Source organism: Polaromonas sp. CF318 (genome assembly GCF_000282655.1).
In the GTDB taxonomy this organism is placed as follows: domain Bacteria; phylum Pseudomonadota; class Gammaproteobacteria; order Burkholderiales; family Burkholderiaceae_C; genus Polaromonas.
Genome location: NZ_AKIV01000100.1, coordinates 1 through 23,925, shown reverse-complemented (window position 1 = coordinate 23,925; position 23,925 = coordinate 1). Strand labels below are relative to the sequence as shown.

At 64.5% G+C, this 23,925-nt stretch carries 24 protein-coding genes and 2 tRNA genes; 21 read left to right on the top strand and 5 right to left on the bottom strand.

The annotated features are described in order from the left end of the window. Positions 1-15: 15 nt before the first annotated feature. The 5 genes from PMI15_RS18190 to PMI15_RS18170 all read left to right on the top strand — a co-directional run bounded on the left by PMI15_RS18190 (position 16) and on the right by PMI15_RS18170 (position 5,808). The gene (locus PMI15_RS18190) at positions 16-1,536 is read left to right on the top strand and encodes a 3-hydroxyacyl-CoA dehydrogenase (protein WP_036839863.1); all 1,521 of its coding nucleotides are present in this window, start codon (positions 16-18) and stop codon (positions 1,534-1,536) included. Positions 1,537-1,703: 167 nt separating this feature from the next. Beyond that, positions 1,704-2,483, top strand: a complete 780-nt coding sequence (locus tag PMI15_RS18185; RefSeq protein ID WP_007872452.1) for an oxepin-CoA hydrolase, alternative type — start codon at positions 1,704-1,706, stop codon at positions 2,481-2,483. A gap of 168 nt (positions 2,484-2,651) precedes the next feature. Beyond that, complete coding sequence (locus PMI15_RS18180) at positions 2,652-3,377, top strand: Crp/Fnr family transcriptional regulator (protein ID WP_007872449.1); 726 nt, start codon at positions 2,652-2,654, stop codon at positions 3,375-3,377. Positions 3,378-3,402: 25 nt separating this feature from the next. Beyond that, positions 3,403-4,494: a phosphotransferase gene (locus PMI15_RS18175; RefSeq protein WP_007872446.1), complete on the top strand. Its 1,092-nt coding sequence runs from the start codon at positions 3,403-3,405 to the stop codon at positions 4,492-4,494. Between the two features lie 54 nt (positions 4,495-4,548). Next, positions 4,549-5,808: an acyl-CoA dehydrogenase family protein gene (locus PMI15_RS18170; RefSeq protein WP_007872444.1), complete on the top strand. Its 1,260-nt coding sequence runs from the start codon at positions 4,549-4,551 to the stop codon at positions 5,806-5,808. 12 nt (positions 5,809-5,820) lie between these two features. Here the strand turns inward: PMI15_RS18170 and PMI15_RS18165 are convergent, their stop codons facing one another. Next, complete coding sequence (locus tag PMI15_RS18165) at positions 5,821-6,507, bottom strand: hypothetical protein (protein ID WP_007872443.1); 687 nt, start codon at positions 6,505-6,507, stop codon at positions 5,821-5,823. Between the two features lie 56 nt (positions 6,508-6,563). Between PMI15_RS18165 and PMI15_RS18160 the strand changes: the two genes are divergently transcribed. From PMI15_RS18160 to PMI15_RS18150, 3 genes are all read left to right on the top strand, one after another. Next, positions 6,564-7,268 (top strand): glutathione binding-like protein, encoded by a 705-nt coding sequence (locus PMI15_RS18160; RefSeq protein ID WP_007872440.1) that lies wholly within the window; start codon positions 6,564-6,566, stop codon positions 7,266-7,268. Positions 7,269-7,377: 109 nt separating this feature from the next. Continuing rightward, positions 7,378-7,454 (top strand) — tRNA-Arg (locus PMI15_RS18155). 131 nt (positions 7,455-7,585) lie between these two features. After that, complete coding sequence (locus PMI15_RS18150; protein WP_007872431.1) at positions 7,586-8,026, top strand: response regulator; 441 nt, start codon at positions 7,586-7,588, stop codon at positions 8,024-8,026. Positions 8,027-8,112: 86 nt separating this feature from the next. On the opposite strand, the gene PMI15_RS18145 is transcribed toward PMI15_RS18150, so the two are convergent. Continuing rightward, positions 8,113-8,189, bottom strand: a tRNA-Pro gene (locus tag PMI15_RS18145). Between the two features lie 154 nt (positions 8,190-8,343). Here PMI15_RS18145 and PMI15_RS18140 point away from each other — a divergent pair. From PMI15_RS18140 to PMI15_RS18125, 4 genes are read left to right on the top strand one after another with little or no spacing between them, the layout of a single operon-like run. Further along, positions 8,344-8,847, top strand: a complete 504-nt coding sequence (locus PMI15_RS18140; RefSeq protein WP_238541152.1) for a C4-dicarboxylate ABC transporter substrate-binding protein — start codon at positions 8,344-8,346, stop codon at positions 8,845-8,847. Further along, on the top strand, positions 8,844-10,319 hold the full coding sequence (locus tag PMI15_RS18135) for a TRAP transporter large permease subunit (protein WP_007872428.1): 1,476 nt from the start codon (positions 8,844-8,846) through the stop codon (positions 10,317-10,319). The genes PMI15_RS18140 and PMI15_RS18135 overlap by 4 nt, the downstream gene beginning before the upstream one ends. A 53-nt stretch (positions 10,320-10,372) precedes the next feature. Continuing rightward, positions 10,373-10,759 carry a DUF488 domain-containing protein gene (locus PMI15_RS18130; RefSeq protein WP_007872422.1) on the top strand — a complete coding sequence of 129 codons (387 nt, stop codon included), beginning with the start codon at positions 10,373-10,375 and terminating at the stop codon, positions 10,757-10,759. 32 nt (positions 10,760-10,791) lie between these two features. Next, positions 10,792-11,271: a DUF4188 domain-containing protein gene (locus tag PMI15_RS18125; protein ID WP_007872414.1), complete on the top strand. Its 480-nt coding sequence runs from the start codon at positions 10,792-10,794 to the stop codon at positions 11,269-11,271. Between the two features lie 14 nt (positions 11,272-11,285). Here PMI15_RS18125 and boxB read toward each other — a convergent pair whose 3' ends face one another. Genes boxB through PMI15_RS18110 form a run of 3 tightly spaced genes read right to left on the bottom strand, consistent with a single transcriptional unit; the run spans position 11,286 to position 15,331 of the window. Beyond that, a complete protein-coding gene (boxB, locus tag PMI15_RS18120) occupies positions 11,286-12,710 on the bottom strand; it encodes a benzoyl-CoA 2,3-epoxidase subunit BoxB (protein WP_007872411.1) in 1,425 nt (474 codons plus the stop codon). Between the two features lie 9 nt (positions 12,711-12,719). After that, complete coding sequence (gene boxC, locus PMI15_RS18115) at positions 12,720-14,411, bottom strand: 2,3-epoxybenzoyl-CoA dihydrolase (RefSeq protein ID WP_036839861.1); 1,692 nt, start codon at positions 14,409-14,411, stop codon at positions 12,720-12,722. 23 nt (positions 14,412-14,434) lie between these two features. Next, a complete protein-coding gene (locus tag PMI15_RS18110) occupies positions 14,435-15,331 on the bottom strand; it encodes a helix-turn-helix transcriptional regulator (protein ID WP_007872408.1) in 897 nt (298 codons plus the stop codon). Between the two features lie 143 nt (positions 15,332-15,474). Here PMI15_RS18110 and PMI15_RS18105 point away from each other — a divergent pair, with 143 nt between their 5' ends. The 9 genes from PMI15_RS18105 to PMI15_RS18065 all read left to right on the top strand — a co-directional run. Continuing rightward, the gene (locus PMI15_RS18105; protein ID WP_007872407.1) at positions 15,475-15,966 is read left to right on the top strand and encodes a flavodoxin domain-containing protein; all 492 of its coding nucleotides are present in this window, start codon (positions 15,475-15,477) and stop codon (positions 15,964-15,966) included. Positions 15,967-16,044: 78 nt separating this feature from the next. Beyond that, positions 16,045-17,622, top strand: a complete 1,578-nt coding sequence (locus tag PMI15_RS18100) for a benzoate-CoA ligase family protein (protein ID WP_007872406.1) — start codon at positions 16,045-16,047, stop codon at positions 17,620-17,622. Positions 17,623-17,818: 196 nt separating this feature from the next. Continuing rightward, positions 17,819-19,006 carry an ABC transporter substrate-binding protein gene (locus PMI15_RS18095; RefSeq protein WP_007872404.1) on the top strand — a complete coding sequence of 396 codons (1,188 nt, stop codon included), beginning with the start codon at positions 17,819-17,821 and terminating at the stop codon, positions 19,004-19,006. 106 nt (positions 19,007-19,112) lie between these two features. After that, the gene (locus PMI15_RS18090; protein ID WP_007872397.1) at positions 19,113-19,739 is read left to right on the top strand and encodes a LysE family translocator; all 627 of its coding nucleotides are present in this window, start codon (positions 19,113-19,115) and stop codon (positions 19,737-19,739) included. A gap of 8 nt (positions 19,740-19,747) precedes the next feature. After that, complete coding sequence (locus PMI15_RS18085; RefSeq protein WP_007872396.1) at positions 19,748-20,611, top strand: branched-chain amino acid ABC transporter permease; 864 nt, start codon at positions 19,748-19,750, stop codon at positions 20,609-20,611. Continuing rightward, a complete protein-coding gene (locus tag PMI15_RS18080) occupies positions 20,608-21,630 on the top strand; it encodes a branched-chain amino acid ABC transporter permease (RefSeq protein ID WP_007872395.1) in 1,023 nt (340 codons plus the stop codon). Before PMI15_RS18085 ends, PMI15_RS18080 begins: the two co-directional genes overlap by 4 nt. Next, on the top strand, positions 21,623-22,372 hold the full coding sequence (locus PMI15_RS18075; protein WP_007872394.1) for an ABC transporter ATP-binding protein: 750 nt from the start codon (positions 21,623-21,625) through the stop codon (positions 22,370-22,372). The genes PMI15_RS18080 and PMI15_RS18075 overlap by 8 nt, the downstream gene beginning before the upstream one ends. Before the next feature lie 102 nt (positions 22,373-22,474). Further along, on the top strand, positions 22,475-23,206 hold the full coding sequence (locus tag PMI15_RS18070) for an ABC transporter ATP-binding protein (RefSeq protein WP_007872392.1): 732 nt from the start codon (positions 22,475-22,477) through the stop codon (positions 23,204-23,206). A gap of 27 nt (positions 23,207-23,233) precedes the next feature. Continuing rightward, positions 23,234-23,925: DMT family transporter (locus PMI15_RS18065; RefSeq protein ID WP_007872390.1), on the top strand; the 692-nt coding region annotated here is incomplete at its 3' end.

Here is a 23,925-nt window from a genome sequence, read left to right as displayed (position 1 = left end):
AGCCATAATTCGGCCATGAAAGTAAATTTTGCAAATGTGGGAATAGTTGGCACCGGCGCGATGGGACGCGGCATTGCCCAGATCGCCGCGCAGGCCGGCAGCACCGTCAGGCTGATGGATGCGCAGGCGGGTGCCGCCGAAAAAGCGCGCGAAGCCATCTGCGCCCAATGGGACAAGCTGGTTGAAAAAGGCCGCCTCGAAGCCCAGGCGGCCGCCGCGCACAAAGACCGCCTGCTGCTCGCCGGCACCCTGGCCGATCTCTCAGGCTGCGACCTCGTCATCGAGGCCATCGTCGAGCGCCTGGACGTCAAGCGCGCGCTGTTCGCCGAGCTGGAGGCCCTGGTGCCCGCGCAGACGGTGCTGGCCAGCAACACCTCTTCGCTGTCCGTGACCGCCATCGCGGCGGCGCTCAAGCACCCCGAACGCCTGGCCGGTTTTCACTTCTTCAACCCGGTTCCGCTGATGAAAGTGGTCGAGGTGATCGCGGGCCTGAAAACCAGCCCCGGCGTATGCGAGGGCCTGAGCCAATACGCCCGGCAAATGGGCCACACCCCCGTGCAGGCGCAGGACACGCCCGGCTTCATCGTCAACCACGCGGGCCGGGGCTACGGCACCGAGGCGCTGCGCATCGTCAGCGAAGGCGTCGCCGATTTCGCCACCGTAGACCGCATCCTGCGCGACCAGGCCGGCTTCAAGCTGGGCCCCTTTGAGCTCATGGACCTGACCGCGCTCGACGTCTCCCATCCGGTGATGGAGTCGATTTACCACCAGTACTACGAAGAGGCACGCTACCGCCCCAGCGTCATCACCGCGCAGCGCCTGGCCGGCGGCATGTTGGGCCGCAAGACCGGTGAAGGCTTTTACCGCTACGCGGACGGCGCCATGCAGGTACCCGCCGAACCCGCCGTTCCCCAGGTCGCCGAACTCCCGCCGGTCTGGGTCTCGCCCCGCGCCTCGCGCCGCGCTGAACTGCTGCAGCTGCTCAAGAACCTGGGCGCCAAAATCGAGACCGGCGCCTCCGCCTCGCCGCAGGCCCTGACACTGGTCGCCCCGCTGGGTTTTGACATCACCACGGTCGCCGTGGTCGAGCGCCTGGACCCGGCCCGCACCGTCGGCATCGACATGCTGATCGACGACGCGGCCACCAAGCGGCGCGTGCTGGCCACCAACCCGGCCACGCGCAGCGACATGCGCGACGCCGCACACGCCCTCTTCGCCCGCGACGGCAAGGCGGTCAGCGTGATCCGTGACAGCGGCGGCTTCGTCACCCAGCGCGTGGTGGCCACCATCGTCAACATCGCCAGCGACATCTGCCAGCAAGGCATCTGCAGCCCGAAGGACCTGGAAACCGCCGTGACCCTCGGGCTCGGTTATCCTCTGGGCCCGCTGGCCATGGGCGACCGCTACGGCCCCACCAATGTGCTGGAGGTGCTGTTCAACATGCAGACTGTTTACGGCGACCAGCGCTACCGCCCCTCTCCCTGGCTGCGCCGCCGCGGCGCTATTGGCCTGAGCCTCATGCACCAGGAAGAATGAAACACCCCCGTCGAAGATGAATCACCCCCGTCGGATGCTCACTTCGTGTAGCACCTTCCCCCCTCGAGGGGGCGGCGCCTGCGGCCTGGCGAAGCCAGTTCCGCGGCCCCCACTGGCGTGGGAATCCGCTCTCTGGCCACCCCTTCTTTCGCATTGGAACAACTGACATGGCAGGCGCAATCAAGAGTACCAGTGAGGGCCAGACCCTTATCCTGACGATCAGCAACCCGGAGTTCAGGAACGCCCTGGGCCCGGATATCTACGCGGCCGGCATTGAAGCCCTGAACGCCGCCGAGAACAACCCCGACATCCGCAGCGTGGTCATCACCGGCGAAGGCGCGATTTTCTGCGCGGGCGGCAATCTGCAGCGGCTGGAGGCCAACCGCCGCGAGGCGCCCGAGGTGCAGGCGCAGAGCATAGAAGGCCTGCACAACTGGATAGATTCGATACGCACCTACCCCAAGCCGGTGATCGCCGCCGTGGAAGGCGCGGCCGCCGGCGCCGGTTTTTCGCTGGTGCTGGCCTGCGATTTTGTGGTGGCGGCGGACAACGCCGTGTTTGTGATGTCCTACAGCACCGTCGCGCTGTCGCCCGATGGTGGCGGCAGCTGGGCGCTGGCGCGCGCCCTGCCGCGCGCGCTGGCCAGCGAGCTGCTGATGAACGGCGAACGCATAGGGGCGCGCCGGCTGCATGACTTCGGCCTGGTGAATCGGGTCACGGCCCCTGGCGAAGCCCTGGCCCAGGCCCGGGAACTGGCCGAAAGCCTGAATGCGCGCGCGCCCAACGCGCTGGCCAGCATCAAGGAGCTTATCAACGAGGCGGCCGGCAACACGCTGAACCAGCAGTTGGCCCGCGAGCAGGACCACTTCGTGCGCAACCTGCACGATGCCAATGCCGGCGAAGGCATAGACGCCTTCCTGAACAAGCGCACGCCGCACTACCGCTAGGCAGGCCTTTTGCGGGCCGGCCCGTCGCAGGCCGCCCAGCCGCCGAGCTTCGCAGAGCCGCGCCATTGCCCGGCACTCGCCGGGCGACACCCATGCGACAGCCCGCTGGCGCCGGACGGGTCCCTCAAGCGACAATGGACGTCTTGTTAGTCACTCAAAAGACAGACCATGGACGATCCCATTCTTACGATAGAGGAACGAGAGGCCATCAACAACGGCCGCTGGTTTTCATCCCTGTCCCCATCCCTGAGGCACGACATATTCCGATGCGCCTACGTCAAACGCTACAAAGACGGCGAACTCATCAGCGCCCGCGGCGATGTGCCGGAAGAATGGATCTCCTGCGCGCGGGGCGCCATTCGCGTGAGCTCGACCTCGATTTCGGGCAAACAGGTGACCCTGACCTATGTGGAGCCCGGGCTCTGGGTCGGCGACGTGGCGATCTTCGACGGCGAGCGGCGCACCCACGACTCCTATGCCCATGGCGAGACCACGCTGCTGTGCGTCTCGCGCGCCGACCTGCGCAAGATTTTGAGCCAGCACGTCGAGCTCTACGAAGCCCTGCTGCGCCTGCACGCGCGCCGCATCCGCCAGCTCTTCGGCCTGGTGGAAGACCTCAACACCCTGCCCCTGCGCGCGCGCCTGGCCAAGCAGCTGCTGCACCTGGTGCGCAGCTATGGCGTACCCAGCCTGGCGGACGGCGGCGAAGTGCGCATAGGCCTGCAGCTGGCGCAGGAGGAACTGGCCCAGTTGCTGGGCGCCTCGCGCCAGCGCGTGAACCAGGAACTCAAGGCCATGGAACGCGAGGAAGCCATACGCATAGAGCCGGGCGGCCTGGTGGTGCGCAACCGGCAAGCCCTGATGCGCATTTCCGAAGCCGAAATCGAAAAATAGACACACAGGGACAAGCCCCTTCAGCATGAGCAACTTCGACCACTTTGTCGGCACCCGGGCTGTATCCGGCGCGCACGCGTTTGACCTCGACGCGCTCACCGCTTACCTCGGCAGACACCTGCCCGGCTTCAAGGGCCCGTTGACGGCGGAAATCTTCAAGGGCGGCCAGTCCAACCCGACTTACAAGCTGCTCACGCCCACAGCCTCCTATGTGATGCGCGCCAAGCCCGGACCGGTGGCGAAGCTGCTGCCTTCGGCCCATGCGGTGGAGCGTGAATTCAAGGTCATGCAAGGCCTGCAGGGCACCGACGTGCCGGTGCCGAAGATGTATTGCCTCTGCGAAGACGAGTCCGTGATAGGCCGCGCCTTCTACGTGATGGAGTTCGTCGAAGGCCGCGTACTCTGGGACCAGTCCCTGCCCGGCATGGACAAAACCCAACGCGGCGAAATCTACGACGAAATGAACCGCGTGGTCGCCGCGCTGCACAAGGTGAAGTTCGCCGAGCGGGGCCTGGCCGACTACGGCAAACCCGGCAACTATTTTGAGCGCCAGATAGGCCGCTGGAGCAAGCAGTACATCGCCTCCATCACCCAGCCCATCACCGAGATGGACAGCCTGATGCAATGGCTGCCGGCCAACATCCCGGCCAGCGCGCGCGACGAAAGCCTGGTTTCCATCGTGCACGGCGACTTCCGGCTCGACAACCTGCTGTTCCACGCCACCGAGCCGCGCGTGCTGGCCGTGCTCGACTGGGAGCTGTCCACGCTGGGCCATCCGCTGGCCGATTTCAGCTACCACTGCATGGCCTGGCACATACCGCCCGGGGCCTTCCGCGGCATAGGCGGGCTGGACGTCGAAAGCCTGGGCATCCCCACCGAATCCGAGTACATACGCCGCTACTGCGAGCGCACCGGCCTGGCCACGCCCGAAGCGCTCAAGGCCGACTGGAACTTCTACATGGCCTACAACCTGTTTCGCATCGCGGCCATCCTGCAGGGCATTGCCAAGCGCGTCGAGGCCGGGACCGCCTCCAGCGCCCAGGCCGTGAGTTCGGCCGCCGGCGCGCCGCTGCTGGCCAAAATGGCCTGGGGCTTTGCCCTCAAGAGCCAGGGCTGACGACAGCCCTCTCCTTTACAACAACACCGCCCCACACCCCTTTCTGGAGATTTCATGGACTTCAACTACACCCCCAAGGTACAGGAACTGCGGGCGCGCCTGCTCAAGTTCATGGATGAGCACATCTACCCGAACGAGGCGCGCTTCTTCCGCGAGATCGCCGAGAACCGCGCCAAGGGCAATGCCTGGGTGCCGACAAAGCTGGTCGAAGAACTCAAGCCCAAGGCCCGCGCGGCCGGCCTGTGGAACCTGTTTTTGCCGCACTCGCCGCGCGCGCCTGAAGGCCTGTCCAACCTCGAGTACGCGCCGCTGTGCGAGATCATGGGCCGCGTGCCTTTCGCGGCCGAGGTCTTCAACTGCTCGGCGCCCGACACTGGCAACATGGAAACCATCGCCCGCTACGGCTCCGAGGCCAACAAGGACCAGTGGCTGGACCCTCTGCTCAAGGGCGAGATCCGCTCGGCCTTCCTGATGACCGAGCCCGAAGTCGCATCGTCCGACGCAACAAACATCCAGTGCCGCATTGAGCGCGACGGCGACCACTATGTGCTCAACGGCCTCAAGTGGTGGTCCTCCGGCGCTGGTGACCCGCGCTGCGCCGTCTACATCGTCATGGGCAAGACCAATCCCGACGCCGGCCGCCACGAGCAGCAATCGATGATCCTGGTGCCGGCCAACACGCCCGGCATCACGGTGATCCGCCCGCTGTCCGTGTTCGGCTACGACGACGCGCCGCACGGCCACATGGAGGTGCGCCTGACGAATGTGCGCGTGCCCGCCGCCAACCTGCTGCTGGGCGAAGGCCGTGGCTTTGAGATCGCCCAGGGCCGCCTGGGGCCCGGACGCATACACCACTGCATGCGCAGCATAGGCATCGCCGAGCGCGCGCTGGAACTGATGTGCAAGCGCCTGAACAGCCGCGTCGCCTTCGGCAAGCCGATTGCCAGCCAGTCGGTCTGGCACGAGCGCATCGCCGAGGCGCGCTGCATGATAGAGCAGGCCCGCCTGCTGACGCTCAAGGCCGCCTACATGATGGACACCGTGGGCAACAAGGTCGCCAAGGCCGAGATCGCGATGATCAAGGTGGTGGCACCCAATATGGCCTGCCAGATCATCGACTGGGCCATACAGGCCCACGGCGGCGGCGGTGTGTCGGACGACTTCCCGCTGGCTTACGCCTATGCCAGCCAGCGCACCCTGCGCCTGGCCGACGGCCCGGACGAGGTGCATCGCGCCTCGCTGGCCAAGCTGGAACTGGCCAAGCACCTTTTGATGCCGGGCGAAGTCGAAATGCCCATTACGCGCGGCAGCTGAAGGGAATGCCTCTTACAGCGTGAGGTCGTTGGAGAGGCCAGCGATCGCCGACTCGCAAGCCGTGGTGAAAACCAGGGCCGCATGCTCCAGCGTGGGCATGTCGGCCGGGGTGTACTGCATGCGCAGATAGGCCTTGCCGCGCAGCACCATCAGGATAAAAGGCACCTGCGGGTCGGGTGCCGGCTCGGGCCAGGACATCATCAGCTCGACCAGTTGCGGATCCAGCCAGGCCATCGCATTGGAACGGTGGTCGGCCATCACCGCGTAGCGTTCCCAGAAAGGCTTGGGCAGGCTTTCCCAGCCGACTTCGGGGTACATGGCCAGCCAGCGCACCTCTTCCGGCATGCTGGGGTCGGCGGTGGTCTGCAGGGTGTCGGTATAGGCCTGGTAGGCTTTTTTTTCCAGCGCATCCTTCAGGGCCCGGTTCATGACCAGGACGGTGACGTCGTCATTGACCTTGATCTCGCCGCGGGCGCGCAGTTCCTCGCCGCGAATGTAGTCGCGCGATGGGCGGCCGCGCTCCATCTTCCAGGGATTGCCGCCCACATTGCCCTTGAGCGCAAACCCCTTGCCCTGCCCCATGCCGGTGAAAGAAAAGCCGCGGGTCCCGGCCCATTCGGACACAGCTTCATCGGACGCGGCCGCATCGCCGGCATCCGCCTTACCCGCAACAAAGACTTTCTTCAGCCGCTCGAACATGGTTTTCGCTTTTCTCTTAAAGTGCAGCGTCCATCATAGTAGTCAAGGACAACCCGATGATCAACGTTTACTCATGGCCCACGCCCAACGGCCACAAAGTCCACATCATGCTGGAAGAATGCGGCCTGCGCCTGGGCCGCGACTGGCAGGCCATTCCCGTCAACATCGGCACCGGCGACCAGTTCAAGCCCGAATTCCTGGCCATCAGCCCGAACAACAAGATCCCGGCCCTGGTCGACCCGGTGGGCCCCGACGGCAAACCCATCTCCGTATTCGAGTCCGGCGCCATCCTGCTCTACCTGGCCGCCAAGACCGACAAGCTGCTGCCGAAAACCGACCGCCTGAAGTTCCAGGTGCTGCAGTGGCTGATGTTCCAGATGGGCGGTGTCGGCCCCATGATCGGGCAAACCCACCATTTTCGCCAGTATGCGCCCGAAAAAATTGACTACGCGATCAAGCGCTATACCAATGAAACCAGGCGCCTTTACGGCGTAATGGACAAGCAACTGTCCACCCACGCCTTCATCGCCTGCGATGAATACAGCATTGCCGACATCGCCATCTTCCCCTGGCTGCGCAACTGGGAGAACCATGGCATAGACTGGGCCGACTACCCGCACCTCAAAAAATGGTTCGACCTCCTCAGTGAACGCCCGGCCGTGCAGCGCGGCGTCAAGGTGCTGGCCGAGCTGCGCAGGCCCATCACCGACGACAAGGCGCGGGAAGTGCTGTTCGGCAAAACACAGTACGAAAAGCGCTGAGTTGGGGCCTGCCGGCAAGGCCGGCGGCCGGCGATTGAAGGTATGATTCGCGACGAGCTGGAAACGGCGGCCGCCCCTGCGCGACCCTTCCCCGGCTTGCATACACAGACTGCCCGTAGCTCAGTTGGATAGAGCATCAGCCTTCTAAGCTGAGGGTCGGGGGTTCGATCCCCTCCGGGCAGGCCAGACATGGCGCCAGCCACGCCCTCATCCGATACCAGCGAACTTCCCTGACACCGCCGGTTGGGGCCCGAGGTATATATTCGGGGTTACGGCCGCAAGCCCGAAGGCCGTCAAAACCAAGGAGGCGAGCAAACATGCCCAGACCAACCATGCTGCTGGTGGAGGATAACCCCGCTCACGTCGAGTTGACGTTGGTGACGCTGCAGGAAAACGGCGCCGACCATGAAATCATCGTCGCCCGCGATGGCACGGAAGCCCTGGAATACCTTTTCTGCGAAGGTGCTTACAGCGGCCGTCCGTCCGACCAGCCGCCCGAGCTGGTCATGCTCGACCTGAATTTGCCCGGGCTCAGCGGCGCGGAAGTCATGCAGCGCATGCGCGGCGACCCCCGCACCTTCTTTGTGCCCGTGGTCATCCTGACCTCCGAGCCCAAATACTCCCCGATCGTGAAGGAAATCCAGGGCGGCCTCAACAGCTATGTGCGCAAACCGCTGCATTTCCGGGATTTCCAGGAAAAGCTGGAACAGGTGCGCGAATATTGGCGCACTTCCAACTTCGGGCCGCTCAAATCCTGAGGATTGCGCCGCCGGGGCCCAAGGCCCGGGCCGCCTGAGGCGGACATGAAAAAGCCCACTCGCGTGGGCTTTTTACGGGGAAATTGTGGTCGGAGTACAAGGATTCGAACCTTGGACCCCCTGGTCCCAAACCAGGTGCGCTACCAGACTGCGCCACACTCCGACTAGTCAAATATTATAGCCCGAACCCACTACACTTTCCCGCGGCCTCCTCATTTTTTCCATTCAATGGATCGGACCATGAAACTTCGCAGCGCTGCCCTGCCTGATCCGCACCGGCCCGACGCAAAGGCTTGCCGCGGCAAGCCTGGAGCCGCATGAGGATGGAGGCCATCGCCAGCGCTGTGTCCGGGGTGGGCAAAGGCCTGACCCGCATGACCGCGGTGTTCGGCCTGCTGGTGCTGCCGCTGGCGGCGCTGCTGCTGGCCCAATGGCCGCTGCGTGAACTCGTGCAAGCCTATTCGCGCCAGGCCAATGATGCGGCGCAGGTGCTGTTCGCGCTGTATGTGGCGGTGGCCGTGACCGCGGCCTCCAGAAGCCACGCCCACCTGGCCTCCCTGCAGCCGCACCCGACCGGCGCATCCCGCCCGCGCTGGCATGCCTGGGCATTGCTGGCCTGCGTCGCGCCCTGGGCGCTGTTCATGCTCTGGGCTGGCTGGCCGCTGGTGCTGGCCTCCGTGGCTTCTTTGGAGCGGTTTGGCGAAACGCTCACGCCGGGTTATTTTGTGATCAAGCTCGCCATGGCGCTGATGCTTTTGCTGGTGCTGGCGGAAGGCCTGCTCGAACTTCTGCCGCACGGCCGCGCGCCGGGCTCGCCATGAGCCTCACCGGCCCCCTCGCGGGCGTGTGGATGCTGCTGGCGCTGGGCGCGCTGATTCTCGCCACCGGCCTGCCGGTCTGGGCCTTGCTGATAGGCGTGTCCAGCCTGTTCGCGGCGCTGGGCCTGGCCGCGGGCGCCTTCGACCTCCAGATTCTGCAAGCCTTGCCCGTGCGCACGCTGGGCCTGCTGGAAAACGATTTGCTGCAAGCCATGCCGCTGTACGTTTTTATGGGCGTGCTGCTGCAGCGGCTGACGGTGGCCGATGCCCTGTTTTCCGCGCTGCTGCGGCTGTTCCGCCCGCTGGCCGGCGCGCATGCCCTCTCGGCCCTGGGCGTGGGCGCCCTCATCGCCCCCATGAACGGCTCGGTCGCCTCCAGTTCGGCCCTGCTTTCGCGCCTGGTGGCGCCGCGCATGGCGCACCTGGACACCGCCCGGGCCGTCTCCATCATCAGCGTAGCCGCCACCATAGGCGTGGTGGTGCCGCCCTCACTGGTGTTGCTGCTGCTGGGCGACGCCATGATGCTGGCGCACCTGGAAGCCAGCCGGCTACCCGGTTACCTGCAGGCCGGCCAGCGCATCATCAACACCCAGGACGTGATGCATGCGGCGCTGCTGCCCGCCCTGTGCGTGCTGGCGCTCTGGGCCCTGGTGGCCTGGCGACAGGCACGCAAGCTCACGCAAGCGGCGCCGCCAATCCCGGCCGGGCGGGCGCAGACAGCCATCGCCCTGGCCGCGGGCGGCACCATCCTTTTACTGCTGGCCGGTGTCTTCACCGGAAAGCTCTACGCCGTGGAGGCGGCGGCCACCGGCGCGATGCTGCTGGTCGCCACAGCCCTCATGGGCCGTTCGCTGCCGGCCTCCGGCTGGCGGCTGGTGCTGGCCGACACGCTCAAGCTCAGCGGCGCGCTGTTCGCGCTACTGGTCGGCGCCACCACCTTCAGCCTGGTGTTTCGCATATTCGGCACCGACCGCTGGCTTAACGGCCTGCTGCTGGGCTCCACGCTCCCGCCGGGTGTGACGGCAGCGCTGGTGCTGTTGCTGGTGGCCCTGTGCGCCTGGGTGCTGGATGCGTTTGAGATGATTTTTGTCATCGTGCCCATCGTCGCGCCTGCGCTCATCGCGCGCCTGGGCGACGCCCAGCAGGCGGCGGTGCTGCTGCTGTTGGTGCTGCAACTGAGTTTCCTGATTCCGCCCATGGGTTATGCGGTGCTGATGGCCCGCTCCCGCTCGGGCTTGCCGGCTATTTCAAGCCGGCTGCTGCTGGGTGCGCTGTGGCCCATGCTGCTGGTGCAGGTCGCGCTCACGGCGGCAGTGTTCGCGTTTCCGGCCACCGCGCACTGGCTGGATGCGCCCGCCCCCGCGGCTTCCGCGCAGACGCCCATGGCCGACGATGAAATTGCCCGCCAGATGCGGGAGATGTCGGGTGCCGAACCCCTGGATCCTGGCGCGGCCACCGCCCCGGCTGCGCCCTGAATCGTTTCAAAATAGAGCCCTCTGAATAGCTTTCGCGAAAAAAGGAGACCGCAATGGCCGTGAAGATCGTCAGGCTGGGCACAGCCCGCAGCGCCAACGAGGGATTGCGCATCGGCACGGTGCGCAGGCCGCCGCGCGGCGTGCCCAAGACCGAGTTCGCCTCGCAGGATTGGTACGACGTCTGGTACCCCAATCTCGCGCCCAGCGTGGAAACCATGAAGCTGGGCCAGAGTGTCGATTCCGACAAGGACTGGGCCGCCTTCAGCAAAAAATACCGGGCCGAGATGAACGAGCCCGACGCCAGCCGCAACCTCGACCTGCTCGCGGCGCTGTCGCACCAGGCCAATTTCGCGATGGGCTGCTACTGTGAGAACGAGGCGCGCTGCCACCGCTCGCTGCTGCGTGGGCTGCTCCAGGAAAGAGGCGCAAGCATTGCCTGAAGGGGCACTTTGACACCCCAGCAAAGGAAACCATGATCCATCGTGAACGACTCACCGCCTCCGTCGAAGGCGACTTTGTGGTGTTCCTCATCGGCATGCGCATCAACCATCCGCTGAAGCTGCACAAGTGGCTCCCTGTCGCAGGGGCCATGCCGCGCATGATCAAGGAGTTGCGCAAACAGCCCGAGCTGGGTTTGTTGCATGCGGAGATGTGGTTTTCCCGAACCATCGTCCTGATTCAATACTGGCGTTCTATGGAACAACTCCTCGCTTATGCAAAGAATCGCCAGGCCCAGCACCTGCCGGCCTGGCAAGCGTTCAACAAAGCGGTGGGCACAGATGGTTCGGTAGGCATATGGCACGAAACCTACGCGGCCTCGGCAGGCAGCTACGAAAACGTTTACGTCAACATGCCGGCATTCGGGCTCGGAAAGGCCGGCACCCTCCAGGCGGCAACGGACGGCAGGCAATCAGCGGCGGGCAGGCTTCAGTCCCACAAAGCCGGGCCCTGAACCCACCCAGCCTCTCACAATTTCACGTATTCGTATTCAAGCGGGTTGGCGTTGATACCGCGGTCCGGCGGTGCAATCCACGCCGCCATCTTGCCGGGTTCGGTGACACGGTTCATCAGGCTTTTGACAAAAGCAATGTCGGCCGGCGTGGGCAGCCACTGGTCTTTCCTGGCCTCGAAATCGGCGGCACTGATCGGCTTGCCCTGCGGGTCGGTGAAATTGCCGGCCCAGGCACCGACCTCGCGGCGAAAACGCGTGGACGGCAGGGTCAGTTCAAAGTCCACGCCGGCGCGCTTGATGCCCATGTTCCAGCGCGTCACGCCGACATTGCAATCCTTGACGTATTCGAGGCGCGTGATTTCATTCATGCCGTTGCGGGTCGAAATGGTCTCGTTCTTGAGACCGCCCTGCCCGTCAGGCACCACGATGCTCATCTCGCTTTCCAGCTCCAGGTGGTCGGCGAACTTGGCTTCGTCGGGCCGGCCCTTGATGCCGTTGCTGAAGTAGTTGGCGGCGTTCGACGAGGCTTCCGAGCCGAACAGGTCCAGTGAGGAGGTGAACCAGAAGTTCATGAACTTCTGGATGGTGGGCAGGTCGATCACGCCGGCCTTGCGCAGCGTGGCCACATCGTCGGTGTCCAGCTCCTTCATCACTTCCAGCGTGCGCTTGATGACGCGGCCCACCCCGGTCTCGCCCACAAACATGTGGTGGGCTTCCTCGGTCAGCATGAAGCGCGTGGTGCGGGCCAGCGGGTCGAATGCGGACTCGGCAAATGACTTGAGCTGGAACTTGCCGTCGCGGTCGGTGAAATAGGTGAACATGAAGAAGCTCAGCCAGTTGTCCATGGGCTCGTTGAAGGTGCCCAGGATGCGCGGCTTGTCGGCATCGCCGCTGTGGCGCATCAACAGCTCTTCGGCCTCTTCGCGGCCGTCGCGGCCGAAATGCGCGTGCAGCAGGTACACCATGGCCCAGAGGTGCCGGCCCTCTTCCACATTGACCTGGAACAGGTTGCGCAGGTCGTAGAGCGAAGGCGCGGTGTGGCCCAGCAGACGCTGCTGCTCGACGGATGCCGGCTCGGTGTCGCCCTGGGTCACGATGAGGCGGCGGAAGGTGGAGCGGTATTCACCGGGCACGTCCTGCCAGACGTCCTCGCCCATGTGGTCGCCAAAGCCGATCTTGCGGCCCTCTTCCTTGTCGGCCAGGAAGATGCCCCAGCGGTAGTCGGGCATGGGCGTATAACCGTAGCTAGCCCAGCCCGAAGCGTCCACACCGACGGCGGTGCGCAAATAGACTTCCTTGGCCTTGAAGTCGCTGGGGCCCATCTCGTCCCACCAGTTCAGGAAAGCAGGTTGCCAGTGCTCGAGCGCGCGCTGGAGCTGTCGGTTTTCGCCAAGGTGGACGTTGTTGGGGATCAGGGCTTGGAGGTCTATGGTGCTCATGGTGTTTCCTTAAATCCGTTTCCAGTCGAACTTGGCTTTTTTGCCTGTGCCGAAGAGCTTGAGCGCACCGTCCTCACCCACCGCATTCGGGCGAATGAATATCCAGTTCTGCCAGGCCGAGAGGCGGCCGAAGACGCGCGTTTCCATGGTCTCCTTGCCCGGGAAGCGCAGCGAGGCCTCCATGCCGGTCATGGCGTCGGGCGAGAGCGAAGCGCGCTCTTCCAGCATGATGCGGATCTCGTCTTCCCAGTCGATGTCGTCGGGCGTCAAGGTGACCAGGCCCAGGGCCAGCGCCTGGTCGGCGCGCAGCGGGCTGTCGCCGAGTTTTTGCAGTTGGGAAATCGTGGCCTGGTCTTCGCAAAAGCGGGTCTGCAGGCGTGTCAGGCTGTTGACGGCCGGGAACCAGCCAAAGTTGGCTGGGCTCAGTTGCAAGGCCGGGGCGCTGTCGGGCGCATCGGGCAAATCCAGCATGTAAATACGGTCGCAAGCCAGGGCCAGCTCATAGAAGGTGCCGGCAAAGCACGAACCGGCATCCACCAGCGCGATCAGCGAACGGCTGGTGACATCCAGCCGTGCCAGCGTGCGGCGCAGCGCGCCCGTGGTTTCCTTGACCAGCCAGTGGTCTTTGAGTTTGGCCAACACCTCGTCCATGCGTATCACCTGGCCGGCATCGCCCGTGGTCTTGATGACCCAGGTGCCGACTTCGAGTTCATTCGTGCGCAGGTTCAGGATGGCGTCGTCGAGTTCGCGCTGCAGCTTGAGCGGGTACCAGTTGGCGCCGGCCGCCTCAATCGCTTCGGGCGTGGATTCAATGGCGCTTGCCGGCGCCTTCACCGTCAGGGTGGCGATGCGCTTTTCGCGGTCCACCTGCGCGTCGACGACGCTGTAGTGGTAGCCGCTGTCGTCGATCAGCGCCTTGAGCGGCGTCAGTTCAATGCCCTTGGCGCCGGCCCGTGTGGACTGCGCGCGCAGCGCCTGGATTTCAGCGGCCAGCAACTCGCCGAACTGCTGCGGCTTGGCATGGGCGTCGATCAGCTTCCAGTCCTTGGCGCGGTCGGCGCGCACGCCCTCGGAGGTGGTGCAAAAGATGTCGGCCAGGTCGCGGCGTACCTTGCGCTTGTCGGTCACGCGGGTCAGGCCGCCAGTGCCCGGCAGCACGCCCAGCAGGGGCACTTCCGGCAGGCTGACGGTGGAGGAACGGTCGTCCACCATGATGATGCGATCGCAGGCCAGGGCCAGCTCATAGCCGCCGCCGGCGCAGGCGCCGGTCACCGCGGCAACCGCCTTCAGGCCGTCGTGGCGAGAGGAGTCTTCCAGGCCGTTGCGGGTTTCGTTGGTGAACTTGCAGAAGTTGACCTTCCAGCCGTGCGTCGAGAGGCCCAGCATGTAGATATTGGCGCCCGAGCACCAGATCTTCTCCTTGCCCGACTCGAACACCAGCACCTTGACGGCCGGGTGCTCGAAGCGCACGCGGTTGATGGCGTCGTGCAGCTCGATGTCCACGCCCAGGTCGTAGCTGTTGAGCTTGAGCTTGTAGCCGGGCTTGATGCCGCCGTCTTCGTTGATGTCGAGCTTCAGGCGCGCGACGTCGCCCTCCACGCTCAGCGTCCAGTGCTGGTATTTGCCCGGGTGGGTCGAGAAGCTCACGAGCTCGCGCTCCTGGCCGGCGATGACTTGTTTGAATAAAAGCGGCTCTGTCATGGCGTTCATGGGGTTGTCTCCGGTTAGGTCCGTTCCAGCTGGTCGCGGACGGTTGTTTTGGGAACGGCGCGTTCCAAGTCTTTCAGGCTTTGTTTCAGTGTGCGCGCGGCGGTATCAACCACGGCGTCGGCGCGGGCATACAGCGCCTCGCGGCTGGAGAGGATGCGGCGTATGTCTTCCATCGCCTCGTCGGTCGCACCGCGTGTCGTGTCAAAGGGCCGCATGTCGCCCTGGGCCACCACGCGGGCCATGTGCTCTTCGGGGCTGGCCTTGAGCCAGACGCAGTAAAAGCGGCTTTGCAGAAGGTCGAAGGTTTCGCGCTCGCTCACGATGCTGCCGCCTGTGGTCATGACCACGCCTTCGGGGTGGTCCTCGGCGATGCGAAACAGCGCGCGCCGCTCATAGCGCCGGTAACCGGCCTGGCCGTGCAGCAGCAGGATTTCGTTCATGCTGGTGCCGGCCTCGCGTTCGATTTCCCGGTCGAGCTCGATGAAAGGCACGCCGCGCTCGGCCGCCAGCTGGCTGCCCAGTGTGGATTTACCGGCCCCGCGCAAGCCTATCAGCGCCACGCGCCGCTCGCGGCCCAAGGAATCGCTGAGGCCGAAAGTGCCGCCCAGCAAGCTGTACGCCTGGTCCAGCTGGGCATCGTCCAGCCTCGTCAGCAGGCCCTGCACACGGGCCAGCGCCGGGCGCGGAGCGTCCTGCAGCAGCTCCAGGATGGAGATGTTGAGCGCGCGGGCCGCCGCTTCGAGCGAATTGATGGAGACATTGCCCTTGCCGCTTTCCACGTCGGCCAGAAAGCGCTCGCTCAGGCCCGAATCCGAAGCCAGCTGCTTGCGCGTCATGCCGCGGCGGGCACGCCAGGCGCGAACGCGGGCACCCAGTTCGCTGAGCGTGGCTTTCGATTCCTGTTCAGACATGATTTCCAAGAAGCACCTGTCTCAAAAACACCTGTGAAAACCCTAGGAAGGGACTTTGGTGGTTGCGATTTGAATGAATTGCAGTATACTTCAGGTTAAATTGATGTCAAGCAGTTTATTGCATCTTTATCCGGAGATCCCTGATGAAACTCAAAATCCTTGTAGGCACCATGACCAGCACTGCCGACTATGTTGCGCAAGCGATCCAGATGGACTGCGCCGATCTGGTCAGCGAAATCGAGGTCGAGTTGATGGATAAGCTGGACATCAGCGTGTTCGATGCGGCTCAGGCGGAAGATGCACTTTATCTCATCTGCAGCTCCACCTATGGCTCAGGCGACGTGCCCGACAACGCGCGCGCGCTCTGCGAATCCCTGGGCAGCACTCCCCAATTCCTCGGCCACGTGCGCTACGGCGTGATTGCGCTGGGCGACCGCACTTATATGCAGACCTTCTGCTTCGGCGGCAAAAAGTTCGACGAGCGCCTGCAGGACCTGGGCGCACAGCGTATTGGCGAGATCTGGTGCCATGACGCGAGCAGCGGCACCATGCCGGAAACCGAAGGCACCGAGTGGTGCCGCCAGTGGCTCACCGGTGCCCTGCAGACATTGGGGGCCAGTCCCGCCACCGCCTGACGCACAAGAAAAAGACCCCGTAGCGCTTGATCAGCGTGCGCAAGCAGCTACCAAAACAACAGCAATCTGGAGACAAGCATGCAAGCAAGCAGCGCAGACCATTCGGCAAGCCCGCCCCGGGTGAGCATCCCGCGCGACTACAACGCGGCGCACGACCTGCTGGCGCGCAACGCCACGCGCCCCAGCAAAGTGGCTTTCATGGACGCACTGAGCGGCGAGCAGCTGAGCTACGGCGAACTTGCCGAGCAATCCCACCGTTTTGCCAATGCCCTGCGCGCCCAGGGCTTCGCGCCCGAAAGCCGCGTGCTGCTGGCCATGCTGGACACGCCGCAGTGGCCGGTCGTCTTCCTGGGTTGCATACTCGCGGGCGTGCTGCCCATCGCGGCCAACACCTTGCTGACCGCACAGGACTTTGAATTCATGCTGCGCGACTCGCGCGCCCGGGGCCTGATCGTCTCGCACGCCCTGCTGCCGGCCTTCGAGCCGCTGCTCGGAAAAATCGACACGCTGAAAACAGTGGTCGTCGCCGGCGTCGACAACTGCGCTCCGCACGCCACCCTGGCCAGCCTGCTGCGCGCGGCGCCGGCCACGCCCACAGTCGCCGCCACCTGCGCCGACGACGCCTGCTTCTGGCTGTACTCCAGCGGCTCCACCGGCACGCCCAAGGGCACGGTGCACCTGCACAGCCATTTGATCCAGACGGCCGAGCTCTACGGCCGCGGCGTGCTGGGCATACGCGAGTCCGACGTGGTGTATTCCGCTGCCAAGCTGTTTTTTGCCTACGGCCTGGGCAATGCGCTGACCTTTCCCATGAGCGTAGGCGCCACCACCGTGCTGCTGCCCGCGCGCCCGGCGCCGGCCGATGTCTTTGCCCTGCTCAAAAAATACCGGCCGACGATTTTCTACGGCGTGCCCACGCTGTATGCCGCCCTGCTGGCCGATCCGGCGCGGCCGGCGAAATCCGAACTGAGCTTGCGTGTGTGCACCAGCGCCGGCGAAGCCCTGCCCGCCGAAATCGGCAAAAAATGGACGGCGCAGTACGGCTGCGAAATCCTGGACGGCATAGGCTCGACCGAGATGCTGCACATCTTTTTGTCCAACCGGCCCGGCCAGGTGCGCTACGGCACCACCGGCCAGGCGGTGCCGGGCTACGCGCTGCGCATCGTCGGCGACGATGGCCGCGAATGCGCCGACGGCGAGATCGGCGAGCTGCAGATCAGCGGCCCCAGCGCCGCCATCATGTACTGGAACAACCGGGCCAAGACCAAGGCCACCTTCGCCGGCGAATGGACCAAGAGCGGCGACAAGTACACACGCGACGCCGACGGTTTTTACACCTACGGCGGGCGCAGCGACGACATGCTCAAGGTCGGCGGCATTTATGTCTCGCCCTTCGAGGTCGAGGCCTGCCTGATGACGCATCCCGCCGTGCTGGAAGTGGCGGTCATCGGCGTGGCCGATGCCGACGAGCTCGTCAAGCCCAAGGCCTATGTAGTGTTCAAGGCTGGCCAGAGCGCCACCATGGACGAGCTCAAGGCCCATGTGAAGCAGCAGCTCGCGCCCTACAAATACCCGCGCTGGATAGAGTTCGTGAGCGAACTTCCCAAGACGGCCACCGGCAAGATCCAGCGCTTCAAGCTGCGCCAGCCGCGTTGAGCCGCCGCGCGCAAAAGAACCCGGCGCGTGGCAACAGCGCATCGCAAAAAAGTGCAAACCGGCCCAAATCAGGCACGGTCATTGCTTTAGATGTAAACAATTTAATCCTCAATCTCGGGTTTTACACTAGGGCCGTCCACACAACGCACGCTTACTATTCGTCTAACAGTTTTCAGCCTCAACCAGGAGCTATTCCATGACTTCACGCCGACTTGTCCTGACCCGCAGCGCCGCCATGATAGGTGCGGCCTCCACCGGTCTTTTGCTCCCCGAAATCGTGCGCGCGCAGTCCGGCAAGGTGCGTGTGGGCTTCATGCTGCCCTATACCGGTACCTTCGCCCAGCTCGGCGTGGCCATTGAAAACGGCTTTCGCATGGCGATCAACGACCAAGGCGGCAAACTGGGCGGCCGCGAAATCGAATTCTTCAAGGTGGACGACGAATCCGAGCCCTCCAAGGGCATTGAAAACGCCAACAAGCTGGTGCAACGCGACAAGGTCGACGTGCTGGTCGGCACGGTGCACTCCGGCGTGCAGATGGGCATCCAGAAGGTCGCGCGCGACAGCGGCGTGCTGAGCCTGATCCCCAACGCCGGCGTGCATGCCGCCACGCGCAGCCTGTGCGCGCCCAATGTGTTCCGCACTTCCTTCACCAACTCCCAGCCCACGCGTGCCCTGGGCAAGGCCATGGTGGACCGTGGCCACAAGAAAGCCGTCTGGATTACCTGGAAGTACGCGGCCGGCGACGAGGCTTTTGAAGGCTTCAAGGAGAGCTACACCGCCGCGGGCGGCACCATCGTCAAGGAATTGGGCCTGCCCTTTCCGCAAGTCGAGTTCCAGGCCCTGCTGACCGAGATCGCGGCGATCAAGCCTGATGCCGTGGCCTGCTTCTTCGCCGGCGGCGGCGCCGCCAAGTTCATCAAGGACTACGCCGCCGCGGGCCTCAAGGAAAAGATCCCGTTGTACGGCTCCGGCTTCTTGACCGAGGGCGTGCTCGACGCCGCCGGCCCCGCGGCCAACGGCATCATCACGACCATGCACTACAGCGATTCGCTGCCCACGCAGCGCAACGGCCAATTCCGCCTCAGCTACGCCAAGACATTCAAAATGCAGCCCGACGTGTACGCCGTACAGGGCTACGACACCGGCCTGCTGCTGATCCAGGGCGCCAATGCCGTCAAGGGTGATTTGAGCAACAAACAGGCCCTCTACAAAGCCCTTGAAGGCGCCGTCATCGACAGCCCGCGCGGCAAGTGGACCATGAGCCCCTCGCACAACCCGGTGCAGGACATGTACCTGCGCGTGGTCGAGAACAAGGAAAACAAAGTGATCGGCGTGGCGGCAAAAGCGCTGGCCGATTCCGGCGCCGGTTGCAAGATGGGCTGATCGCTTGAATGTCAGCGTAATGGGAGGTCTTCAGGCCTCCCATTTTTTTGAACAAAGCTGGCACGGACCACGCTGATCGGTCTTTAGCAATGCTATCTTCAAGCCCATGACGCTCACCACCTACCTCCTCTACGTTGCAGCAGTTGCCCTGCTGATCCTCACGCCCGGCCCCACCATGCTGATGTGCATGACGAACGCGCTCAACCATGGTCCGCGCAAGGCCATGACTTCTGTGGCTGGCAGCGTAAGCGCGGTGCTGTGTGTGATGCTGCTGTCGGCGATGGGACTGGGCGCGCTGCTCGCCGCGTCTGAAACCGCCTTCACCGTCGCCAAGGTCATTGGCGCGGCGTATCTGATCTGGCTTGGCATCAAGACTTTCCGTAGCGAAGCAGCCGTCTTTGACCCTGCCGCCGGTGAAGCGCCGGCCCAGCGCCGCTCGTTTTTTCTCCGCGGCTTCCTGGTCGGTGCCAGCAACCCCAAGGCTGTGCTGTTTTTCGCCGCCTTCTTCCCGCAATTCCTGAACCCGGCCGCGCCCTTTGTGCCGCAGTTCGCCATCCTCGCCCTGACCTTCATGGCGTTTGAGTTCACCGTGCTGACCTGCTGCGCGCTGGGCGTGGCGCGCATCGCGCCGCTGCTGCGCTCCAGCCGCGCCGTGCGCTGGTTCAACCGCGTCTCTGGCGGCCTGTTCACGCTCATGGGCAGCCTGCTCCTGTTCACGCGCCGCCACACTTAATTGGATCTATGGATTTAGCCAACTTCCTTATCCAGCTGCTCAACAGCGTCCAGTACGGCCTGCTGCTGTTCATGCTGGCCGCCGGCCTCACGCTCATCTTCGGCATCATGGGCGTGGTCAACCTGGCCCACGGCAGTTTTTACATGCTGGGCGCCTACCTGGCCTGGTCGCTCAGCACACTGACGGGCAGCCTCACGCTGGCCATTGTGATGGGCGCGGTGCTCTCGGTCGCCTTCGGCCTGGCGCTGGAATGGCTGCTGTTCAGGCACTTCTACAAACGCGACCACCTGGACCAGGTGCTGCTGACCTTCGGCCTGATCTATATCTTTGAGGAAGTGCGCTCCATCCTCTGGGGCGACGACGTGCACGGCGTGACGATTCCCGACGTGCTCAGCGCCTCGGTGCCGCTCACCGAAAACCTTTCCTACCCGGTCTACCGGCTCTTCATGTCGGGTGTCTGCATCGCGCTGGCCCTGGGCCTTTATTTCATGATCTCCAAAACCCGGCTGGGCATGAAGATTCGCGCCGGCGCCTTTAACCGCGACATGGCCGAATCGCTGGGCATCAACATCAAGCTGATCCATGCCGTGGTCTTCGCGCTGGGCGTGGGCCTGGCCGCCGTGGCCGGCATGATCGCCGCGCCGGTCGCCAGCGTCTACCCCAACATGGGCTCGCAAGTGCTGATCATGTGCTTTGTGGTGGTGGTGATTGGCGGCATAGGCTCGGTGCGCGGCGCGCTGATTTCCGCGCTGCTGGTAGGCCTGGTCGACACCTTCGGCAAGGTGCTGCTGCCTTCCATGGCGGGCATGCTGGTGTATATGTTGATGGCTGCTGTCCTTTTGTGGAAGCCAGAAGGACTGTTCAAACAATGAGCGCGGCAAAAGCAAACCTTGAAATCCTGCCGCGCGGCGTGCAGGTGGCGTTGGCGCTGGGCTTGATCGCTCTGGTCGCCTTTCCCTTCGTCGGCACCGACTTCTACACGCAGATGGTCACGCGCATGATGATCATGGCGATCTTCGCAATGAGCCTGGACCTGCTGCAAGGCGTGACCGGCCTGGTGTCGCTGGGCCATGCGGCCTACTTCGGCCTGGCCGGTTATGCGCTGGCCTTCCTGACACCCGCGGGCACGCCCGTGAGCCTGTGGTGGACGCTGCCGCTGGCCGTGCTGGCCTCCGGCCTGGCCGCGCTCATCATCGGCTTTTTTGTGGTGCGCACACACGGCATCTACTTCATCATGGTCACCATGGCCTTCGCGCAAATGGTGTTCTACCTCTTCTTCGACAACAAGGCCCTGGGCGGCTCCGACGGGCTCTACATCAACTTCAAGCCCAGCGCGGCTGTCTTCGGCTGGACGCCCTTCGACCTGGACAACAAGCTCACGCTCTACTACTTCACGCTGGGCGCGATGCTGGCGGTCTACGCCTTTTTGCGCCGCCTGCTCTGGAGTCCCTTCGGCCGCACGCTGGCCGGCATACGCGTCAACGAGCACCGTATGCGCGCCATGGGCTTCGGCACCTTCGGCTACAAGCTCTCGGCCTTCACGCTGGCCGGCGCGCTGGCGGGCCTGGCCGGCTACCTGTGGGGCACACAGACCGGCTACATCAACCCCGAGCTCATGGGTTTTCACATGAGCGCGCATGCCATCATGATGGTCATCCTGGGCGGCATGGGCAATTTCGCCGGCGCCATCGTCGGCGCCTTCGCGTTTGAATACCTGCTGCATGTGTTCAAGGATCTCCCGACCCTTGGAAGCGTGAACCTCGGCAAACACTGGCAGCTCTGGATGGGCCTGTTCATCGTGCTGCTGGTGGTCTTCGCGCCGCGCGGCATCCTGGGCCTGGTCGAAAAATTCACCCAGCGCAAAGACAAGGCGGAGGCCGGCCATGAGTGAAGTCCTCCTCAGCGCGAAGAACCTGACAAAACGGTTCGGCGGTTTGGCCGCGGTCAACGATGTATCAGTCGACCTCTGGCGCAACCACATCCATGCGGTGATAGGCCCCAACGGCGCGGGCAAATCCACCTTGACAAACCTGCTCTCGGGCGACCTGCCGCCCACGTCGGGATCCGTCACCCTGGGCAGCCATGACGTGACCGGCTGGACGCCCGAAAAAATCTCGGGCAAGGGCCTGGGCCGCAGCTACCAGAAGACCAATATCTTTTTGCCCTTCAGCGTCTGGGAAAACGTGAGGTTGGCCTCACAGTCACGCGCGCCAAATGCCGCACGCTGGCTGCAGCGCGCCACCGGCTTCGCGGCGGTCAACGCCCGTGCCGAAGAAGCGCTGAAACTGGCCGGCCTGCAGCACCGCAAGCACAGCATCGCCGGCACCATCAGCCACGGCGAGCAGCGCCAGCTTGAGATCGCCATGACGCTGGCCACCGAGCCGCAGGTGCTGCTGCTGGATGAGCCGCTGGCCGGCATGGGCGTGGCCGAGGCCGAGCGCATGGTCGCCCTGCTGCTGGCCATCAAGAAAAACCACGGCATCCTGCTGGTCGAGCACGACATGGACGCGGTCTTTACCCTGGCCGACAAGCTCACCGTGATGGTCAACGGCCAGGTAATCGCCAGCGGCACGCCGGCGCAAATCCGCGCCGACGCGGGCGTGCAGGCGGCTTACCTTGGCGAGGAGCACTGAGAATATGGCCCCCACGCTTTTCACTTCGTGTAATGCGCTGCCCCCCGAGGGGGCTGGCCTTGCTTGGGGCGGCCCGGCGCTGCGGCCTCGCCTGGAGGCTTTATGAGCATGGTTGAAAAACAGATCGACATCCTGATAGGCGCCCAGGACATCAATACCTACTACGGCGCCAGCCACGTGCTGCGCGGCATCGACTTTCACGTCGCCCGCGGCGAGACGATTGGCCTCATGGGTCGCAACGGCATGGGCAAGAGCACCTTGCTCAAAAGCATCATGGGCCTGGTCAAGCCGCGCTCAGGGTCGGTCGCGATCAACGGCCGGCCCATGACGGGTGCCGCGCCCTACGAAATCGCCCGCCAGGGAATCGCCTATGTGCCCGAAGGCCGCGGCATCTTCGGCAACCTCAGCGTGGTGGAAAACCTCAAGATGGCGGCGCGACCCGGCACCCAGGGTCAGCGCGACTGGACTTATGACCGCGTGCTCGACACTTTCCCGCGCCTGAAAGAGCGCCTGGGCCACGGCGGCCAGCAGCTCTCGGGCGGCGAGCAGCAGATGCTGACCATAGGCCGCGCGCTCATGACCAACCCGGACGTGCTGATCCTGGACGAAGCCACCGAAGGGCTGGCGCCGCTGATCGCGCGCGACATCTGGCGCATCTGCGGCCTGATCCGCGAGACCGGCATCAGCAGCGTGATCGTCGACAAGAACTGGAAGCACGTCACGCAGATCACCGACCGCAACGTGATCCTGGTCAAGGGCCAGGTGGTGTTTGAAGGCAGCTCGGCCGAGCTGCATGCGAAGCCTGAGTTGCTGGCACAGTACCTGGGCGTATGAGCCGGGAGTTGCCAGGGAGCGGCAACCATGAAGATATCACCGGCCACCTCCACACTGAGCCTCACCGTGCTGGCCATGCTCGCCTTTGCGGGCAACTCGCTCCTGTGCCGCCTCGCACTGCGCAGCACGCCGATTGACGCGGCCAGCTTCACGGCCCTTCGCATCGCTTCGGGTGCGCTGGTGCTCTGGCTTTTCATGTGGCGGCGTGGTGTCACGGCGACCGGCAACTGGCCGTCGGCCGGAGCGCTGTTCGCATACGCGGCCGCATTCTCGCTAGCCTACGTAAGCCTGCCGGCGGCCACGGGTGCCCTGCTGCTGTTCGGCTCGGTGCAGCTGACGATGCTGGGCACCGGGCTGGCCCGCGGCGAGCGGCTGGGCGCCAGGCAAAGCGCCGGCCTGGCAATTGCCGTTGTGGGCCTCATCGCACTGTTGCTGCCGGGCGCCGCCGCCCCAAGCTTGCCGTCGGCCATGTTGATGTTGCTGGCCGGCGTCGCCTGGGCGGTGTATTCGCTGCGCGGAAAACACGCCGGTGACGCGACGCGGGCCACCGCCGGAAACTTCCTGCGCGCCACGCCGCTAGCGCTGTTGTTAGCCGGCTTGATGTTCCCGCAGCTGGTCTGGGATATGCGCGGAGCGGCATATGCCGTGACCTCTGGCGCGCTCACTTCCGGCGTGGGTTACATCGCCTGGTACGCGGCGGTGAAGCGGCTTTCCGCCAC

Coding starts and splice junctions, on each gene's coding strand:
- PMI15_RS18180 (WP_007872449.1), top strand. CDS start 2,652: ATGGACGATCCCATTCTTACGATAGAGGAACGAGAGGCCATCAACAAC.
- PMI15_RS18105 (WP_007872407.1), top strand. CDS start 15,475: ATGAAACTCAAAATCCTTGTAGGCACCATGACCAGCACTGCCGACTAT.
- PMI15_RS18125 (WP_007872414.1), top strand. CDS start 10,792: ATGATCCATCGTGAACGACTCACCGCCTCCGTCGAAGGCGACTTTGTG.
- PMI15_RS18130 (WP_007872422.1), top strand. CDS start 10,373: ATGGCCGTGAAGATCGTCAGGCTGGGCACAGCCCGCAGCGCCAACGAG.
- boxB (WP_007872411.1), bottom strand. CDS start 12,710: ATGAGCACCATAGACCTCCAAGCCCTGATCCCCAACAACGTCCACCTT.
- PMI15_RS18100 (WP_007872406.1), top strand. CDS start 16,045: ATGCAAGCAAGCAGCGCAGACCATTCGGCAAGCCCGCCCCGGGTGAGC.
- PMI15_RS18190 (WP_036839863.1), top strand. CDS start 16: ATGAAAGTAAATTTTGCAAATGTGGGAATAGTTGGCACCGGCGCGATG.
- PMI15_RS18070 (WP_007872392.1), top strand. CDS start 22,475: ATGAGCATGGTTGAAAAACAGATCGACATCCTGATAGGCGCCCAGGAC.
- PMI15_RS18085 (WP_007872396.1), top strand. CDS start 19,748: ATGGATTTAGCCAACTTCCTTATCCAGCTGCTCAACAGCGTCCAGTAC.
- PMI15_RS18150 (WP_007872431.1), top strand. CDS start 7,586: ATGCCCAGACCAACCATGCTGCTGGTGGAGGATAACCCCGCTCACGTC.
- PMI15_RS18185 (WP_007872452.1), top strand. CDS start 1,704: ATGGCAGGCGCAATCAAGAGTACCAGTGAGGGCCAGACCCTTATCCTG.
- PMI15_RS18165 (WP_007872443.1), bottom strand. CDS start 6,507: ATGTTCGAGCGGCTGAAGAAAGTCTTTGTTGCGGGTAAGGCGGATGCC.
- PMI15_RS18160 (WP_007872440.1), top strand. CDS start 6,564: ATGATCAACGTTTACTCATGGCCCACGCCCAACGGCCACAAAGTCCAC.
- PMI15_RS18140 (WP_238541152.1), top strand. CDS start 8,344: ATGAGGATGGAGGCCATCGCCAGCGCTGTGTCCGGGGTGGGCAAAGGC.
- PMI15_RS18170 (WP_007872444.1), top strand. CDS start 4,549: ATGGACTTCAACTACACCCCCAAGGTACAGGAACTGCGGGCGCGCCTG.
- boxC (WP_036839861.1), bottom strand. CDS start 14,411: ATGACAGAGCCGCTTTTATTCAAACAAGTCATCGCCGGCCAGGAGCGC.
- PMI15_RS18135 (WP_007872428.1), top strand. CDS start 8,844: ATGAGCCTCACCGGCCCCCTCGCGGGCGTGTGGATGCTGCTGGCGCTG.
- PMI15_RS18080 (WP_007872395.1), top strand. CDS start 20,608: ATGAGCGCGGCAAAAGCAAACCTTGAAATCCTGCCGCGCGGCGTGCAG.
- PMI15_RS18175 (WP_007872446.1), top strand. CDS start 3,403: ATGAGCAACTTCGACCACTTTGTCGGCACCCGGGCTGTATCCGGCGCG.
- PMI15_RS18090 (WP_007872397.1), top strand. CDS start 19,113: ATGACGCTCACCACCTACCTCCTCTACGTTGCAGCAGTTGCCCTGCTG.
- PMI15_RS18110 (WP_007872408.1), bottom strand. CDS start 15,331: ATGTCTGAACAGGAATCGAAAGCCACGCTCAGCGAACTGGGTGCCCGC.
- PMI15_RS18095 (WP_007872404.1), top strand. CDS start 17,819: ATGACTTCACGCCGACTTGTCCTGACCCGCAGCGCCGCCATGATAGGT.
- PMI15_RS18075 (WP_007872394.1), top strand. CDS start 21,623: ATGAGTGAAGTCCTCCTCAGCGCGAAGAACCTGACAAAACGGTTCGGC.